This window comes from Alkalicoccobacillus plakortidis (assembly GCF_023703085.1).
GTDB classification, from domain to species: Bacteria; Bacillota; Bacilli; order Bacillales; family Bacillaceae_D; genus Alkalicoccobacillus; species Alkalicoccobacillus plakortidis.
Genome location: NZ_JAMQJY010000001.1, coordinates 2,337,823 through 2,354,817, shown reverse-complemented (window position 1 = coordinate 2,354,817; position 16,995 = coordinate 2,337,823). Strand labels below are relative to the sequence as shown.

Below are 16,995 nucleotides of genomic sequence, written 5' to 3'. Positions count from 1 at the left end.
CTCATTTTAATAAAAAGGAGAAGCGGACAGCTTAAGTGCCCGTTTCTCCTTTTTTTGTATCCTTTTATAAACTATGAAGATGGCCTAATTCACGAGAAATTGTATTAGCGGTCTCTCTCATTTTTTCCTTTAATGAGTCATGAAGATACTGTTCCGTAATTCGATTTACCGGGCCGGATACACTAAAGCTAGCTACAATTTCTCCTTTAAAATTATATAAAGGAAAGGCTAGACACCGAACACCTTCTGTAATCTCCTGTTCATCGATCGCATATTTTTGCTCTTTCACAAGCTTTATTTCAGTGGCTAGTGATTCAGCAGAGTTAATCGTGTGAGTTGTCACTTGATTGAACTGTATTTCTTGAACCACTTCTCCATATTTAGTAGGAGACATCCCGGACAGGAGAACCTTTCCAACTGCAGTACAATACATCGGCGCACGTGTACCAATACGAGAATACATCGCAATTGGCTGTGTACTTTCTATTTTATCAATGTATAAAGCTTGTCCTTTATCTTCAATACATAGGTGGACCGTTTCATTAATATCGTTGGACAGTTTTGTTAGATGTGGTTTTGCAACTTCAATAATATCAAAATGATTTAAAAAATGAGTAGCTAGAGAAACGATTTGATAGCCTATCTTGTAGCGTTCTGTGTCTGGGTCCTGTCGTACGTAATTGGACGATATTAATGTCGCAAGAAGTCGGTGGACTGTTGCTTTTGACAATTCTAGCTCTGAAGCAAGGGTTGTAATCTTTATTCCGTTCGGATGCTCCGCAAGCACGTTCAGTATAGACAAAGCTCTGGTGACGGATTGGACAGTAGACATGGGTTTCCACCTTTGTGAGTAGTTCTTCTAATCTTAATCAAGAGAGTGGTATTTGTAAATGAAATGAAAGTCCCTTCGTACAGATAAAAATAAGCAAGGGAAAAATTTAGAATAAAATTTCCCAAAAAGCATTGCTTTATTTATGAAAGCGCTTATAATCAAGATGAATATATAATGAAACATTGTTCCACAATATGAAACAAGGAGAGGTTTATTTTGAAAACTCTTTATCCGCATCATCCAGACGATGTACGTTTGTACACTACTGAGAAGTTACGTGAGCAATTTTTAATGGAGCAAGTCTTTGAATCTAATGAAATTGTGATTACTTATAGTCACGTAGATCGAATCATTTATGGTGGCGTAAACCCTGTTGATACGGGCGTGAGTTTACCTGAAGGGAACCAATTATCTGCAGCATATTTTTTAGAGAGAAGAGAATTGGGCGCAATTAATATTGGTGGAGATGGTTATGTTGAGGTGGGAGATGAGACCTATCAAGTGGGCCATGCTGAAGCACTTTATATTGGAATGGGAGCTGAAAATGTCACGTTTTATTCTGTGGATTCACAAACTCCAAGCCAAGTTTTATTTAAACAGTTGTCCTGCACACCATACGTATCCAACTCGAAAAGTCACAAAAGAACAAGCAGCAAAACGCTTCCTTGGTTCGAGTGACACAATGAATGAGCGAGTGATTAATCAATACATTCATCCTGATGTATTGGATACCTGTCAGCTCTCAATGGGAATGACGGAAATCGCTAAAGGAAGTGGTTGGAACACAATGCCATGCCACACACATGAGCGCAGAATGGAAGTGTACTTTTATTTTAATATGGAAGAGGATACAAATGTATTCCACCTAATGGGTCAGCCGCATGAAACAAGACATATTGTCGTTAGAAATGAGCAAGCAGTACTCTCTCCAAGCTGGTCGATTCATTCAGGCATAGGAACGGCTAACTACACATTTATCTGGGGAATGTGTGGAGAGAACCAGGATTTTGATGATATGGATTTTGTAGAAATGAAGGACTTACGTTAATCAATTAAGGAGTGGACTAATGGAACCTAAAGTATATATAACGGATTGTGACCATGAACATATTGAATATGAAACAAAAATTCTAGAGAAAAATGAGATTGAATTTGAGTTGAAACAGTGTAAAACCGAAGAAGATCTAATTAAGAATTGTCAGGGTGCAAGTGTGTTGATTAATCAATATGCACCTATCACACGAGAGGTTCTTCAAGCTTTGTCTGATGTAAAGCTGGTGGTTCGTTATGGTGTAGGAGTGAACAATGTAGACCTAGATGTTGCCAGTGAGCTTGGAGTTCAGGTGTGTAACGTTCCTGACTATGGAACTCAGGAAGTTGCGGATCATGCTTTGGCATTTATGTTGGCGTTTACACGCGGTATTTATAAGATGGTCAAAGGTGTAAAAGAAGGCGAATGGAACTATCAGCATGCTGTTCCGCTATTTCGTCACAGTAAACAAACAGTTGGTGTAATTGGTCTTGGTCGTATTGGTGCGGCATTTGCTCAGAAGGCTTCAGCGCTAGGATGTCGTGTGATTGCTTATGATCCTAAGTACGATCAAGAGAAGCAAAATAGAATGCCTGAGTTTGTTGAATATAAAAGCTTTGAGGATCTGCTGACGGAATCTGATGTGATCTCGATTCATTGTCCACTGGACCGTGCGCAGAACTTAATTGGAGCAGATGAATTAAAGAAAATGAAGAATAATGCTTACCTAATTAACGTCTCTCGTGGAGGAATCATTAATGAAGAGGCATTAGAGCAAGCATTAGTGAACAAAGACATTGCAGGAGCAGCTGTAGATGTGTTGGAGAAGGAACCTGTCGCAAAAGATCACCCAATTCTTAAGCTTGATAACTTCCTGTGTACTCCGCATATGGGCTGGTATTCAGAGCAGGCTGCTGTTGAGCTAAAAGAGAAGGTTGCTCTTGAAGCTGTGCGCTTTTTGCAGGGTGAGCCAGTTCACTATCCAGTTAATGACTTAAAGTAGTGAGAGGAGCTATAGATGATATGAAACGTTTCTTGGCAGTTGGAGCAGGTTCTATACTTTTACTAGCAGGTTGTTCTTCAGATACTGTCTCAGTCGGTGCGGTGGAAACGCCGCAAACCGACGCCAAAATTATTCGAATATCCTTTAATCAGCCAGAGAGTAATCCCCAATATATTGCTCTTGAAGAAATGGGTGAGCGATTAAAAGAGAGAACGAATGGCGCATACGAGGTGTTGATCTACCCTAGTGAGTTGTTAGGTGCACAGAGAGAGTCAATGGAGATGGTTCAGGTTGGGGCTGTTGATATGGCTGTTGTTGTTGGTAGTCTAATGGAAAATCTTGTGGATGAATTTGCTGTTTTTAATTTGCCATATGTTTTCTATTCAAAAGAACACCAACTAGATGTATTGCAAAATCCAGAAATTGTAGATGATTTGTATGCGTCGGTTGAAGACGAAGGTATGAAGGTTTTGGGTGCTTTTCACGGTGGGGTTCGAAATGTGTATAACAAGGATAAACCAGTTGAAACACCAGATGATCTAGCAGGAATGAAGATTCGAATCATAGATAGTGACACTAACATTCAGATGATGAGCCGAATGGGCGGGACAGGAACCCCTATGGGACAAGGGGAAGTGTATACTGCTATTCAATCGGGTGTATTAGATGGTGGAGAGAATAACGAGCTAATTTTCTCTAATTTAAATCATTCTGAAATCGCACCTTATTATTCATATACACAACACTTAATGGTACCAGATTATATTATCGGTCACAAAAATTTTGTAGACGGAATGTCTGATGAACATCAAGAAATTTTTATGGAAGAAATCCAATTAGCAGTAAATCATCAAGTTGAACTATTTGATGCAGAGGTAGAGCAGGCCGTTCAAAAAGCGGAAGAGGTCGGCGCTACATTTAATGAAGTGGACATGGACGTTTTTCAGGAAGCTGTAGCCCCAGTTATACAAAGTAAGCTCAGTACGCCTGAGTCTGAGAAATTATATAACGATGTGCAGGCTGCTGCAGAATCATTTAAGTAGAGAAGGAGATCTGCGATGAATAAGATCAAGCTACTATTAGATAAGGTGCTTAGTATATTCAGTATCTCATTGTTTGTGTTTCTTGTAGCACTAGTAACCTGGCAAGTTGCAACACGATTTCTCTTTAATGCACCAAGTTCATTTTCTGAGGAATTGGCAAAGTATTGTTTTGTTTGGTTGGCGTTATTTGGAGGAGCCTTTGTATTTGGTGAAAAGGGACATATGGCGATTGATTTTATTAAAGAAAAATTTTCCGAACCTGTTCAATACGGTTTAAATTGGATGATTGAGATTGTGACAATTGTTTTCACGCTGCTGGTTATGTTTGTAGGTGGCTTACAGCTGGTTATTATTACCTGGTCGCAGACATCTGCCTCTCTAGGGGTTCCAATCGGATTTCTTTATAGCGCAATTCCGATCAGTGGGTTGTTTATTATTTTATATAGTATAGCTAATTTGTATGCGCTTACAGGTAAGCGGAGCTTCTAACGATATGGGGGTTAATACATGGATATAGCATTACAGGCTGCTCTAATCTTATTCACTGTAGTTGGTGTCATGCTTGTCTTAGGTGTACCAATCAGTATTAGTGTAGGATTGGGTTCGATGCTTGCAATCATCAGCATCGTAGGATTGAATCAAGGTTTAATCGTTTCGGCTCAACGAATGTTTATTGGAATGAACTCTTTTACTCTTCTTGCTATTCCATTCTTTGTTTTAGCAGGAGTCATTATGAATAATGGAGGAATGGCTCTTCGTCTCATAAATTGTGCGAAGGTTATAAGTGGAAGAATGCCTGGGTCTCTTGCTCACACAAACGTAGTAGCTAATATGTTATTTGGGTCAATTAGTGGCTCTGCTGTAGCATCGGCTGCGGCTGTAGGTCAGACAATGGGTCCACTTCAAGAAAAGGAAGGCTACAAAAAAGAATTCAGTGCGGCTGTTAATATTGGATCCGCTCCTGCAGGGATGATTATTCCTCCTAGTAACACATTAATTGTTTATTCACTGGCAAGTGGAGGGACTTCGATTGCCGCTTTATTTATTGCTGGTTACCTACCTGGAATCCTTTGGGGACTAGCTTGTATGGCTGTTATTTTCTTTATGGCTAGAAAGAAAAATATGCCTCGCTCTGAATCTGTTACATTTAAGCAAGCACTTAAGGTCTTTGCACAGGCTATACCTAGTCTGATGTTGATTGTGATTGTTATAGGTGGGATTGTAGGTGGAGTATTTACAGCTACAGAAGGATCAGCCATTGCTGTTATTTATTCGTTATTGCTCTCCTTTATCTACCGAACGGTTAAGGTTAAGGATCTACCATTAATTTTCTTAACGGCCACTCGAACAACGGTTATTGTTATTTTCTTGATTGGGGTATCAATGATTATGTCGTGGGTGATGGCCTATACAAATATTCCATCTTTATTAGCTAATTCATTATTTGGTTTTACAGATAACATCATTATTATTCTATTGATTATGAACATTGTTCTTCTATTAATCGGGACGTTCCTAGATCCCACCCCTGCGATTTTGATCTTCACACCAATTTTCTGGCCAATTGCTCAGAGCTATGGTGTTGATCCGGTTCACTTTGGGATCATGATTGTCTTTAACTTAAGTATTGGAACGATTACGCCTCCAATGGGACCTGTATTATTTGTAGGATCAAAAGTTGCCGGATTAAAACTGGAACATGTCATTAAGCCTTTAATGCCGTTTTTTGTGGTAACAGTAGCTGTATTATTACTCGTAACGTTTATTCCGGAGCTGTCTTTAATAGTCCCTGAATTATTAGGATTGTTTGATTAATAGAGAAATGTATGGAGGAGTGGAGAAATGAAAGCGATTGTTTATGAAAAAGCCGGAAAGGTAATAGCAAAAGAAAAAAAATTAGAGCTTACTACTCAATCTGTGCGAATTCGAACGGCGTATGCTTGGAATCTGTGGAACAGACTTAAGTATTTTTGCGGGAACCCACCCACGTGCTCAAGAGAATCTAACGATGGGCCATGAATTTTCGGGGACAATAGAGAATGGACACCCTTCCCTTCCTGCTGGTACTAAGGTTACGGTTAACCCATTACTCTCTTGCGGTCAGTGTACACCGTGTACGACTGGACACCCGCATGTTTGCGAAACTCTTAAGCTAATTGGAATTGATTGTGACGGTGGAATGGCTGAATTTGTTGATGTACCTGTTGGAAATATTGTCACCCTACCTGAGCAGATGCCACTTGAGGTCGGTGCGCTTGCTGAACCAGTTGCTGTAACGGTTCATGCGATTCGCCAAGGAGGTTACACGCCAGGAGATCGTGCATTAGTATTTGGAGCAGGTACAATCGGCTTATGTCTGGCTTTGACGTTAAGAGCAACAGGTGCATCAGAAGTCGTTATTGTTGAGACCAATGCTCACCGACTAAAAAAAGCTGAAGAGTTAGGGTTTGTCGCTATTAATCCATTAGATACTCCTGTTATGGATTTTGTTAACACTCAAACAAACGGATCAGGGTATGACTGTGTATTTGATTGTGCAGGACACCCCGCAGTTCTTGCAAATGTTATGGAATCTGTAAGAGTTAGAGGTAAGATTGTGATCATAGCTGGCTATAAAAAACCTGCAGAAGTGAATCTACTAAAAGGAATGTTTAAAGAGCTGTCAATCCAATTTGTTCGTGTGTATACAGATAAGGATTTTGATATTGCTTTAGATTTATTAATGAAACATGATCAATATCAAGCGATTATCACACATACATTACCCCCAGAAGAGGCAAAAGAGGGCTTTGATTTGTTAACGCAATCATCAGATGCCGTAAAAGTATTATTTGATTTTACAGGGGAGGCGTAAGAGTGTCTAATTTATTCGATTTAACTGGAAAAGTAGCAGTCGTAACAGGAGGCAGTAGAGGTCTTGGGAAAGACATGGCAAAAGGCTTAGCTCATGCTTGGAGCTAATGTTGTCATTATTTCCAGAGTGAAGCAGGATACGTTTGCTGATGAAATGGCCGAATTAGGTGTAAAAGGTTTGAGTATTGCTTTTGACTTGCAGGATCACCATAAATACGATGAACTGCTTGATATGATTGAGCAGAGCATGGGATCCATTGATATTTTGGTAAATAATGCGGGTGTTCAGTCTAGGCACCCATCTGTTGAATTCCCTAAAGAAGATTGGGATATGGTTATGGATGTGAATGCGAACGCTGTATTCTTTTTGTGTCAAAAGGTTGGAAAAAGAATGCTTGAACAAAAAAGCGGTAAAATCATTAATTTAGCTTCATTATTATCGTTCCAAGGTGGTCTCACAGTTCCGGCATATGCAGCAAGTAAGGGTGCAGTGATGCAGTTTACTAAATCACTAGCAAATGAGTGGGCGAAGCATGGAATCAATATAAATTGTATTGCACCAGGCTACATGGAAACAGATATGAATACGGCTTTAATTGAAGATGGAACACGCAGTAAACAAATTCTTGATCGAATCCCTGCAGAAAGATGGGGACAACCTAAAGACATGCAGGGAGCAGTCGTATTTCTCGCTTCCTCTGCATCAGACTACGTAAATGGATTTACACTAGCTGTTGATGGTGGCTTGGTTAGGAAGATAATATGTACTATATATCCTGAAAGCCTTGCGAAAGCAGGGTTTTTTGTAATATACAATATCATTGGAAGCGCAGTAATGACTAATGATATGATAGATACATATTGATTAGCCGCTTATGAGCAGCAGAAAGGAACGGGGTGCCGGTAACATGTGCTCCAATTAAAACTCTATGTATCAAAACCTAGAAGAAACGATTATAGATTTAGAGAAACACGGACATCTTGTTCGTATAAAAGAAGAGGTTGACCCATATCTTGAGATGGCTTCAATTCAGCGTAGAGTTTATCAGCAGGGTGGACCAGCTATCTTGTTTGAGAACGTGAAGGGATCAAAATATCGTGCCGTTTCCAACTTATTTGGTACTCCCGAACGTAGTAAATTTATGTTCCGAAAAAATTGGGAGGATATTAAAGAGTTAGTAGAATTACGTGATGATCCAATGAAGGCGGCCAAACACCCGATTAAGAATGCAGGTAAGGGACTGGCTGCACTCAAGGCTTTGCCGCAAAAGAAATCAAGTCTTTCTGGCGCTGGATTTGAGGAAATCTCAATTTCTGATTTGCCACCAATTCATTCCTGGCCAATGGATGGAGGGGCATTTGTTACTTTGCCACAAGTATATAGTGAAGACCCATCTAATCCTGGTATAAAAAGTGCCAATGTTGGCATGTATAGAGTACAGTTAACAGGAAATGAATACGAGCCTAATAAAGAAATTGGGCTTCATTACCAGATTCAACGAGGTATTGGAGTGCACCAAACAGAGGCAGCTAAAAAAGGAGAGCCACTCAAAGTTAGTATTTTTGTTGGTGGACCACCTGCACATACTCTCTCTGCAGTGATGCCGCTACCAGAAGGATTAAGCGAAACGCTGTTTGCTGGGCTATTGGCGGGACGTAGATTCCGCTATAGCTATGAAGATGGCTACTGTGTTAGTCATGACGCTGATTTTGTGATTACCGGTGAAATTTATCCGGATGAAACAAAACCAGAGGGTCCGTTTGGTGACCATCTTGGTTATTACAGCTTAATTCATGAATTTCCGGTTCTGAAGGTTCATAAAGTATATGCAAAACAAAATGCAATCTGGCCATTTACCGTGGTGGGCCGTCCTCCGCAAGAGGATACCAGCTTTGGTGCAATTATTCATGAGTTAACAGGAAAAGCTGTCACCCAAGAACTCCCTGGTGTGAAAGAGGTTCATGCTGTTGATGCAGCCGGTGTGCACCCGCTTTTATTTGCACTAGGAAGTGAACGGTATACGCCTTATCAAAAGGTTAAGCAGCCAACAGAACTTTTGACGATTGCTAACCGAGTGCTCGGATTCGGGCAGTTGAGCTTGGCGAAGTATTTGTTTATTACAGCAGAAGAGGATCAGCCAATTAGTACACATGATGAGCTAGCCTTTTTGCGGTATGTCTTAGAACGAATGGATCTTCGGCGCGATCTTCACTTCTATACAAATACAACCATTGATACACTCGATTATAGCGGAACGGGTTTAAATAGCGGAAGTAAGGTTGTATTTGCTGCGTATGGTGAGAAAAAACGTACTCTTTGTGGCTCAGTACCAGAAGAACTCGTAGCGCTTCAATCTGTAAAAAATGCGGAACTTGTCACACCGGGAGTTGTTAGTTTTGAATTGAACCCGTTTGTTAGTTACGATCAAGCAGCTCAAGAGCTTGAGCAACTGACAAAAGAATTAGCTGAAGCAGGTAGCTTAAGCTCATGTCCGTTGCTTATTTTGGCCGATGATAGTCGTTTCGTAAGCGAGACTAAGGATAACTTCCTCTGGACCACATTTACAAGAAGCAATCCATCACATGATATCTATGGTGTGAACAGCTTTACAGAGCATAAGCACTGGGGATGTGATGCAGTCATTATTGATGCAAGAATTAAGCCACATCATGCACCACCTCTTGTCGAAAACGATGAAGTTGAACGTCGAATCGATCGTTTTTTCGGGGATAATGGTGTATTTAAAGCATAAAACGAGAGAACCGTGACCAAACCTGGTTGCGGTTTTTTACTAGATCATGTTTCTACCTTCCCATAAATGGTTATAGAGATAGTATAGAAATCAGCCATTATTTGAAGTGAGGAGAATATCTATGATTGATCGCATAGAGCGAGAACTATTTCAACGGGAATTGGATTTTCTTAAAATGTTAAGAGCGAAAATGACCGAAAAAGAGACTCGCTTCTCCAACGTGATAAAAGATGATATCAATCATTTAGAAAAGGTACTTAAAGACACATAGATAGTGCGTGAATGAGCAATAAAGTTCTGAATAGATAAAACGAGCACAGCCCAATTTGGGGTAGTGCTCGTTTTTTTGGGGGGATGAGAAATGGCGACGAAATTGGTCTTGGTAAGGAGGAGTAGTTCTTGATGGAGGGAGCTGGTGTCTTGGTAAGGAGGAGTAGTTCTTGATGGAGGGAGCAGAGATCTTGGTGAGGAGGGGGAGTTCTTGCTCCAGGTCGTATCGGTCTTATTTAAATGGCTATTTGTCTTGCTAACGCTTTTTCGTCTTGCTAAAACATCCATCCCTCTTGCCAAATCTTCTGTCCGTCTTGCCTTCACGCGAATCTCTCTTGCTAAACGCCTCCGCGCCCCGCCAGCCCCAACCCACACAAAAAAACGACCCCAATCATGGAGTCGCTTCCTCAATATTAACGTTGCTCTAAACGAGCGATACGATCATTTAGGTCAGGGTGAGTAGATAAAAGTTTCATCATTCCGCCCTTACCACTAATTTTCATTGTTTGAATGGCTGAATCATCGGTACGATCATTTGCAACAGCGCGATTAGCGTATTGTTTTAATGAACGGAGTGCATGAATCATTTTGTCGTTACCAGCAAGGTCTGCCCCGCCACGGTCTGCGTGAAATTCACGATGGCGTGAGTAGGCGCTGACAACCATACTACCAAGAATCGAGAAGAGAATTTGCAGAATAATGATCGCTGCAAATTGCACAACAAACTGTAATTCTGGACGGACAAAACGAGAAGCGATCATTGCGATTACTCGTGATAAGAATACAACAAATGTATTCACAACGCCTTGAAGTAGGGTCATGGTAACCATGTCTCCGTTTGCTACGTGAGCAACCTCGTGAGCGATTACACCCTCAACTGCAGCATCATCCATCGTTTGAAGTAAGCCTGAAGATACGGCTACTAATGAACGTTTTTTTGATGGGCCAGTTGCGAAGGCGTTAACCTCAGCTGACTGATAAATCCCAACTTCTGGCATGTGAGCCAAACCAGCTGCGCGTGAAAGGCGATGAACCTTCTCAACGATGGCACGTTCTGCTTGTGTAAGTGATTCGTCTGGATTCAAGACTTTTACTTTCATCATCATTTTGGCTACCCATCTTGACATAGCCAATGAAATGAAGGCTCCCCCAAAACCAATAATCAAACTAAAGATCATCACAGCAGGAAGATTGATGCCTAGTGCGCTGTCATTTCTAAAGTTTAAATCAAGGCTTGTGAAATTAACAAGTAATCCCCAAACGATGACAACGGTTGTCATAATCAAAATATTGGTTAATAAAAAGAGTAGAATACGCTTGCCCAAAGTGACACCCCCGAAATAGTTGTATACTTCATCATACCACGTACGATACCGCATATTCCAAATAAGATGTCATCATTTTGTGAAAATCTAATAATCAGCTAGGATCAATATCTGTCAATCTTTCGCTATTAGGGTGCGAATTATGTCAGATTTGATCTAATTAAATGGTCGACATGCAGTTATACCAAATTATCTATCACATTATCTAACAAGGTCGTTGATGTCTGAATATTGCGCTTTTATGGTAGTAGTAGGAAATAGTAATTGGAGTTGTCAGCGAATGGGGGGAAATCATAAATGAATGAGAATCACCTAGACAGGTTGCGTTTGAATTTTGAGGAAGTGGAGCTGCCATTATCGGCTCAGGAAGCGTTTGAGGAAGCAAGTCGCTGTTTGTATTGCTATGATGCACCCTGTATAACCGCGTGTCCAACGGGTATTGATATTCCGTCGTTTATCAAAAAAATTACGACGGATAATTTGCTTGGTTCGGCGCGCACGATTATGGAAGCTAACCCAGTTGGGGCAAGCTGCGCAAGAGTTTGTCCAACAGAAGAGCTGTGTGAGGGGTCCTGTGTCCTTAATGAATCAACTAAACCGATCTTAATTGGCAAACTACAGCGTTATGCGACGGATTGGGCAATGCAAAATGAAAAGGTCCTTTTTAAGGCAGGACATGCAAAAGGTAAATCCGTGGCTATTGTAGGCGGAGGTCCAAGCTGGATTATCAGCGGCCAGAGAACTAGCTGTGATGGGTTATGAAGTCGCGATATATGAGGCTGAAGCGGAAGCGGGAGGTCTTAACACGTATGGCATTGTCTCGTTCCGACTACCGAAACAAGTGTCTTTCTGGGAAGTAGAACAGGTGAAATCAGTTGGTGTCACGATTCATACAAATACAAAAGTCGGAAGGGATATCGATTTGCGTACACTCACCAAAACATTTGATGCCGTGATCCTCGCAATTGGTATGTCATCTGTTCCTCTTTTAAAGATTGAAGGAGAAGAACTTGAAGGAGTTTATGATGCCGTTGAATTTGTAAAGGCTACCAAAAACGGTCAGCTCTCTAATCAGTTTATTGGAAAAAGTGGAGTGGTGATTGGAGCTGGCAATACTGCCATCGATGGAGCAACTTGTGCCACTCGACTAGGGGCAAAAAACGTAAAAATACTTTACCGGAGAACGGCTGAAGAAATGACTGCTTACGACTTTGAGTATGAGTTTGCCAAACAAGATGGCGTGGAGTTTCGTTGGTTGACTTCTCCAACAAAGATTAATGGTGATCAATCAGGTAGAGTGCAATCGATTGAATGTGTAGATATGGAGCTTGCAGAGCCAGATGTGGATGGCAGGCGCAGAGCAATTCCGACCAAACGGAGTCACTCGCTTGACGTTGATTTTGTCATCCGTGCCATTGGTCAGTCTCGCTATACAGACTGGCTACAAAAGGCAGGTATAAAAACCACTTATGGTGTGATCGAAGTCGATCAAGAGACTTTAGAAACGTCCGTCAGCGGGATATTTGCCTGTGGGGATGTGATTTTTGGAAATGGGCAAGGTGAAGCGATGGTCGTCTCTGCAGCGGAGCAAGGAAAGCAAACGGCTTATGGCGTTCATCAAAAGCTAATGGGACAACGAGCAGAAACTAGTGCGTAGGAGGTAGTTTATGGCTGATTTATATAGCAATCTTGCAGGAATTGCATCACCTAATCCATTTTGGCTGGCAAGCGCGCCACCAACTAATTCTGGCTACCAGGTGCAACGTGCGTTTGAGGCAGGATGGGGAGGAGTAGTTTGGAAAACACTTGGCGAACCAATTATTAATTCTACCTCCCGCTTTGCTGCTGTTTCATTTAATGGGCAGAGAGTGGCTGGTTTTAACAATATTGAGCTTATTAGCGATCGACCACTTGAGGTGAACTTACGTGAGATTGCTGAGACAAAAAAGCGATTTCCAGATCGAGCGATTGTTGCGTCGTTAATGGTTGAGCCACAGCAGGAGAAGTGGCATGAGATTGTAAAGCAAGTGGAAGCCATTGGGGTAGACGGCTTAGAGCTGAACTTTGGCTGTCCACACGGTATGGCTGAGAGAGGCATGGGAGCAGCTTCTGGTCAAGTTCCATCCTTGGTGGAACAACAGACCTATTGGGTTAAAGAGGTTGCGGAGACTCCTGTCATTGTTAAACTCACCCCAAACATCACGGATATTACATCAACGGCAGAGGCGGCTGTTCTTGGTGGTGCAGACTCGATCAGCCTCATCAACACAATAAATAGTTTGGCGTCGGTGGACATTCATACATGGGACACCGTTCCAAATGTAGATGGGATCGGAACGCATGGTGGTTATTGTGGTCCGGCGGTTAAACCGATTGCACTGCATATGCTTGGTGAGTGTGCCAGAAATGAGCGAGTAACTGTACCAATCTCAGGCATTGGTGGGATCTCTAATTGGCAGAACGTGGTTGAGTTTATGCTGATGGGGGCTTCAAATGTTCAGGTTTGTACAGCAGCAATGCATCATGGATTCCGAATTGTTGAGGATATGATTGATGGATTAAGTAACTATTTAGATGAAAAAGGACTCGATTCAGTCCAGCAGCTAATTGGGCGTTCTGTACACAAATATTCAGATTGGGGCAATGTGAATCTGAATCACCAAATTGTCGCTCGAATCAATACAGAGACCTGTATTAACTGTAATAAGTGTCAAATAGCATGCGAAGATACCGCTCATCAATGTATTAGCAGGTACAAGGATGGAACGGGCGCATCATACTTAATGGTTGACGAAGATGAATGTGTAGGCTGTAATCTTTGTTCGATTGTGTGTCCTGTTGATGGTGCCATTGATATGGTCACAATAGCAAACGGGCTACCACCACTATCTTGGAATGACAGGCAGCGAGCAATGAAGTCATTACATGTGTCTAATTCTTAGGAGGGAAAGCGATGAGAACAATCATTCAAAACGGCATTATTGTAACGGCATCGGATACATTTGAAGCAGATCTATTAATTGAAGGTGAGCAGATAGCGGCGATTGGCAGGGACTTTCCACTAGAAGGAGCAGATGTCATTGAAGCGGAAGGTTGTTATGTATTTCCTGGAGGAGTAGATCCTCATACACATTTAGATATGCCTTTTGGAGGCACAGTGACAAAGGATGATTTTACATCAGGAACAACTGCGGCTGCATTTGGAGGGACAACCACAGTCGTTGATTTTTGTTTAACAGAGAAGGGAAAGCCACTCAAAAACGCGATTAAGACATGGCATGAAAAATCAAAAGGAAAAGCAGCGATTGATTATAGTTTTCACCTCATGATTGGTGAAATGACAGAAGATGTATTAGCAGAATTACCTTCTGTTATCCAAGAGGATGGTATCACATCTTTTAAAGTATTTATGGCTTACAAAAATGTCTTCCAGGCAGATGATGCCACCTTGTTTCAAACGCTTATAAAAGCAAAGGAATTAGGAGCACTTGTGATGGTGCACGCGGAAAATGGAGACGTCATTGATTATTTGACCAAAGAAGCATTAGCAAACGGTCAAACAGATCCGATTTATCATGCACTGACTCGACCTGTTGAAGCAGAAGGCGAAGCGACCGGACGTGCGTGTCAGCTCACATCACTTGCTGGCTCGCAGCTATATGTTGTTCATGTAAGCTGTGAAGAAGCAGTGAAACAAATCGAATCAGCCCGTCGTAAGGGTGCGGATGTATGGGGAGAGACATGTCCGCAGTATCTAACTCTTGATCTAGATGATCTGAGAAAACCGGATTTTGAAGGAGCTAAATATGTGTGGTCACCGCCTTTGCGTGAGAAAAAGCATCAAGAGGTCTTATGGAATGCATTACGCACAGGGGCTTTGCAGACGATTGGAAGTGATCAATGTTCCTTTGACTTTAAAGGCCAGAAAAGTCTAGGCATTGATGATTTTACCAAGATACCAAATGGTGGACCGATGATAGAAGATCGTATGAGTATTCTCTATTCAGAAGGCGTCGCGGAGGGCAGAATTAGCCTAAACCAATTTGTGGACATTACCTCAACGCGTGCGGCAAAGCTTTTTGGACTCTATCCAAAAAAGGGGACGATCTCCGTAGGTGCAGATGCAGACCTTGTTATCTTTGACCCTTTTACTGTTCGAACGATTTCAAGTGAAACTCATCATATGAAAGTTGATTATAACGCGTTTGAAGGCAAACGGGTAAAAGGGGTGGTACAAACGGTGCTCTCAAAAGGAAAAGTCATTATCCAGGATGATACGTACAAAGGAACGATAGGAGATGGAACGTATATTAAAAGAGCTAAATACAGCGAGCAATTAAGAAACTCAGCCTTAGCAGAACGAGTGTAATGTGTAAAACCATAATGAGAGGATGAATGTGTACAATGGCCAAAAGTGGGTATCTGAAATCTCCTGATTTGTTTCCTATCTCTCAGCAAAATCGAAAAATGAGTACAGCTTGTTTTGCCATTCTTTGGGTAAGTATGGCGGTGGTGCTAGCTGCGTTTGCGATTGGAGGAGACGGAATTCAACAACTTCCGCTCCACCTAGTCATTTTGGCGACGCTTGTCGGATCCATTGGAATTGGAATCTGTATGACCTTAACGGGAGATATCGGTATTGAACATGGGCTCTCCTTTCCTGTCTATCTCAGAGCTCCATTTGGCACAATTGGTACACATATCCCATCCATCATGCGAGGATTTGTCGCTTCCTGTTGGTTTGGTGTAAACACGTTTTTTGGGGCAACAGGAATGAATGCTATTTTACTAATGGTATTTGGCATTGATCAGTGGTTTCTTTGCTTCCTTGTATTTGCAGCACTCCAGTTGTTTAATACAGCTTTTGGAATAAAAGCTGTAGAACGATTTGCGAACCTAGCTGCTCCTATCATCGTGATCATTTCAGGGTGGATGTATATCACCTTATCAGATCAAGCGCAGGCAGCCGGCCGAAATATCTGGGGATGGGTAGAAAATCCGGTAGCAGGTCCAGCGATGATCGGATCGTTTGCCGTTATTGCTATGGCTACAATGGGTTTCTGGGGAACCTTGGCTGCAGACATGCCATCTATTTCTAGATTTATAAAAGCACCAAAGTACGAGCGAAATTGGTTTAAGCGTAATAAAGGTCAATTGATTGGCAGTTTAATTGCAATGCCCTTGGTTCATACCTTTATGGTGATTGTTGGAGCGGTTTCTTATATCGCTGTATCCATCTCGAATCCAGTCGATGCATTGCTTGAAACAACAAATAATATTCTGCTACTTGGTGTATTGATGCTGATGATTGCGTTGGCGCAATGGTCCACAAACACATCTTCAAACTTAATTCCTGCAGCCACTATTTTTTCTAATGTGGGCGGTCCTCGTGTTCCACACTGGGTTGGTGTAATCATTGCCGGTTTAATCGGGGTCCTAGTTCAGCCATGGAATCTATTTGCAATTATTGTACCGGCTTTATTAATCGTTGGTGGTATTCTTGCCTCTATCGTAGGCATATTGGTAGCAGATTATTATTTTATTCGGAAAAGGCGAGTGAATGTCACCGAGCTCTATGAAGATAAAGGGCAGTACCATTATTGGAAAGGAATGAATCTTGCTGGATTACTATCCTGGGTGATTGGTGGAGGTGTCTCTCTACTCATACCTAGTTATTCCTATCTAGTAGGATTTGTCGTTGGCGGTCTACTATATTACGTGAGTGCAAAGTATTGGTGGTTTAAAAAGTACAAACAGGCGGAGCTTGAGAACCCAAATGACGAACTTTACCTAGGACTAACGGTTGGTCGAGATTGGACAATCGATGAAACTGAATCAGGGAAAGAAGAATTATTAGCAGAAGAAGCATAGAGCGGAGGGAGTCGC

The 16,995-nt window shown here is 41.7% G+C and carries 12 protein-coding genes and 3 pseudogenes; 13 read left to right on the top strand and 2 right to left on the bottom strand.

All coding sequences use genetic code 11. The annotated features are described in order from the left end of the window. Positions 1 to 64: 64 nt before the first annotated feature. Positions 65 to 832, bottom strand: coding sequence for an IclR family transcriptional regulator (locus tag NDM98_RS12425; protein ID WP_251608048.1), 768 nt, complete (start codon positions 830 to 832; stop codon positions 65 to 67). A gap of 216 nt (positions 833 to 1,048) precedes the next feature. Here NDM98_RS12425 and kduI point away from each other — a divergent pair. The 9 genes and pseudogenes from kduI to NDM98_RS12380 all read left to right on the top strand — a co-directional run bounded on the left by kduI (position 1,049) and on the right by NDM98_RS12380 (position 9,785). Next, positions 1,049 to 1,880 (top strand): annotated as a pseudogene (gene kduI, locus NDM98_RS12420) (5-dehydro-4-deoxy-D-glucuronate isomerase). A gap of 19 nt (positions 1,881 to 1,899) precedes the next feature. Beyond that, on the top strand, positions 1,900 to 2,865 hold the full coding sequence (locus NDM98_RS12415; RefSeq protein WP_251608046.1) for a C-terminal binding protein: 966 nt from the start codon (positions 1,900 to 1,902) through the stop codon (positions 2,863 to 2,865). A gap of 20 nt (positions 2,866 to 2,885) precedes the next feature. Continuing rightward, positions 2,886 to 3,908 carry a TRAP transporter substrate-binding protein gene (locus NDM98_RS12410; RefSeq protein WP_251608044.1) on the top strand — a complete coding sequence of 341 codons (1,023 nt, stop codon included), beginning with the start codon at positions 2,886 to 2,888 and terminating at the stop codon, positions 3,906 to 3,908. A 15-nt stretch (positions 3,909 to 3,923) separates the two neighbouring features. Further along, a complete protein-coding gene (locus NDM98_RS12405; protein WP_251608042.1) occupies positions 3,924 to 4,397 on the top strand; it encodes a TRAP transporter small permease in 474 nt (157 codons plus the stop codon). A gap of 24 nt (positions 4,398 to 4,421) precedes the next feature. Next, positions 4,422 to 5,723: a TRAP transporter large permease gene (locus NDM98_RS12400; RefSeq protein ID WP_373370409.1), complete on the top strand. Its 1,302-nt coding sequence runs from the start codon at positions 4,422 to 4,424 to the stop codon at positions 5,721 to 5,723. Between the two features lie 121 nt (positions 5,724 to 5,844). Continuing rightward, the gene (locus NDM98_RS12395) at positions 5,845 to 6,762 is read left to right on the top strand and encodes a zinc-dependent alcohol dehydrogenase (protein WP_251608037.1); all 918 of its coding nucleotides are present in this window, start codon (positions 5,845 to 5,847) and stop codon (positions 6,760 to 6,762) included. A 2-nt stretch (positions 6,763 to 6,764) separates the two neighbouring features. Continuing rightward, positions 6,765 to 7,522, top strand: a pseudogene (kduD, locus tag NDM98_RS12390) (2-dehydro-3-deoxy-D-gluconate 5-dehydrogenase KduD). A gap of 168 nt (positions 7,523 to 7,690) precedes the next feature. After that, complete coding sequence (locus NDM98_RS12385) at positions 7,691 to 9,514, top strand: UbiD family decarboxylase (RefSeq protein WP_251608034.1); 1,824 nt, start codon at positions 7,691 to 7,693, stop codon at positions 9,512 to 9,514. A gap of 121 nt (positions 9,515 to 9,635) precedes the next feature. Next, positions 9,636 to 9,785, top strand: a complete 150-nt coding sequence (locus NDM98_RS12380; RefSeq protein ID WP_251608031.1) for a hypothetical protein — start codon at positions 9,636 to 9,638, stop codon at positions 9,783 to 9,785. Positions 9,786 to 10,197: 412 nt separating this feature from the next. Here NDM98_RS12380 and htpX read toward each other — a convergent pair whose 3' ends face one another. Then, entirely contained in the window at positions 10,198 to 11,109 is a 912-nt protein-coding gene (htpX, locus tag NDM98_RS12375) for a protease HtpX (RefSeq protein ID WP_251608028.1), read from the bottom strand. 297 nt (positions 11,110 to 11,406) lie between these two features. Between htpX and NDM98_RS12370 the strand changes: the two are divergent. The 4 genes and pseudogenes from NDM98_RS12370 to NDM98_RS12355 all read left to right on the top strand — a co-directional run bounded on the left by NDM98_RS12370 (position 11,407) and on the right by NDM98_RS12355 (position 16,980). Next, a pseudogene (locus tag NDM98_RS12370) lies at positions 11,407 to 12,766 on the top strand (NAD(P)-dependent oxidoreductase). 10 nt (positions 12,767 to 12,776) lie between these two features. Then, positions 12,777 to 14,051 (top strand): NAD-dependent dihydropyrimidine dehydrogenase subunit PreA, encoded by a 1,275-nt coding sequence (gene preA, locus NDM98_RS12365; RefSeq protein WP_251608026.1) that lies wholly within the window; start codon positions 12,777 to 12,779, stop codon positions 14,049 to 14,051. 11 nt (positions 14,052 to 14,062) lie between these two features. Then, on the top strand, positions 14,063 to 15,478 hold the full coding sequence (hydA, locus tag NDM98_RS12360) for a dihydropyrimidinase (protein WP_251608022.1): 1,416 nt from the start codon (positions 14,063 to 14,065) through the stop codon (positions 15,476 to 15,478). 35 nt (positions 15,479 to 15,513) lie between these two features. Beyond that, positions 15,514 to 16,980 (top strand): NCS1 family transporter, encoded by a 1,467-nt coding sequence (locus tag NDM98_RS12355; RefSeq protein WP_251608019.1) that lies wholly within the window; start codon positions 15,514 to 15,516, stop codon positions 16,978 to 16,980. Positions 16,981 to 16,995: the final 15 nt, after the last annotated feature.

Coding starts and splice junctions, on each gene's coding strand:
- NDM98_RS12425 (WP_251608048.1), bottom strand. CDS start 832: ATGTCTACTGTCCAATCCGTCACCAGAGCTTTGTCTATACTGAACGTG.
- NDM98_RS12415 (WP_251608046.1), top strand. CDS start 1,900: ATGGAACCTAAAGTATATATAACGGATTGTGACCATGAACATATTGAA.
- NDM98_RS12410 (WP_251608044.1), top strand. CDS start 2,886: ATGAAACGTTTCTTGGCAGTTGGAGCAGGTTCTATACTTTTACTAGCA.
- NDM98_RS12405 (WP_251608042.1), top strand. CDS start 3,924: ATGAATAAGATCAAGCTACTATTAGATAAGGTGCTTAGTATATTCAGT.
- NDM98_RS12395 (WP_251608037.1), top strand. CDS start 5,845: ATGCTTGGAATCTGTGGAACAGACTTAAGTATTTTTGCGGGAACCCAC.
- NDM98_RS12385 (WP_251608034.1), top strand. CDS start 7,691: ATGTATCAAAACCTAGAAGAAACGATTATAGATTTAGAGAAACACGGA.
- NDM98_RS12380 (WP_251608031.1), top strand. CDS start 9,636: ATGATTGATCGCATAGAGCGAGAACTATTTCAACGGGAATTGGATTTT.
- preA (WP_251608026.1), top strand. CDS start 12,777: ATGGCTGATTTATATAGCAATCTTGCAGGAATTGCATCACCTAATCCA.
- hydA (WP_251608022.1), top strand. CDS start 14,063: ATGAGAACAATCATTCAAAACGGCATTATTGTAACGGCATCGGATACA.
- NDM98_RS12355 (WP_251608019.1), top strand. CDS start 15,514: ATGGCCAAAAGTGGGTATCTGAAATCTCCTGATTTGTTTCCTATCTCT.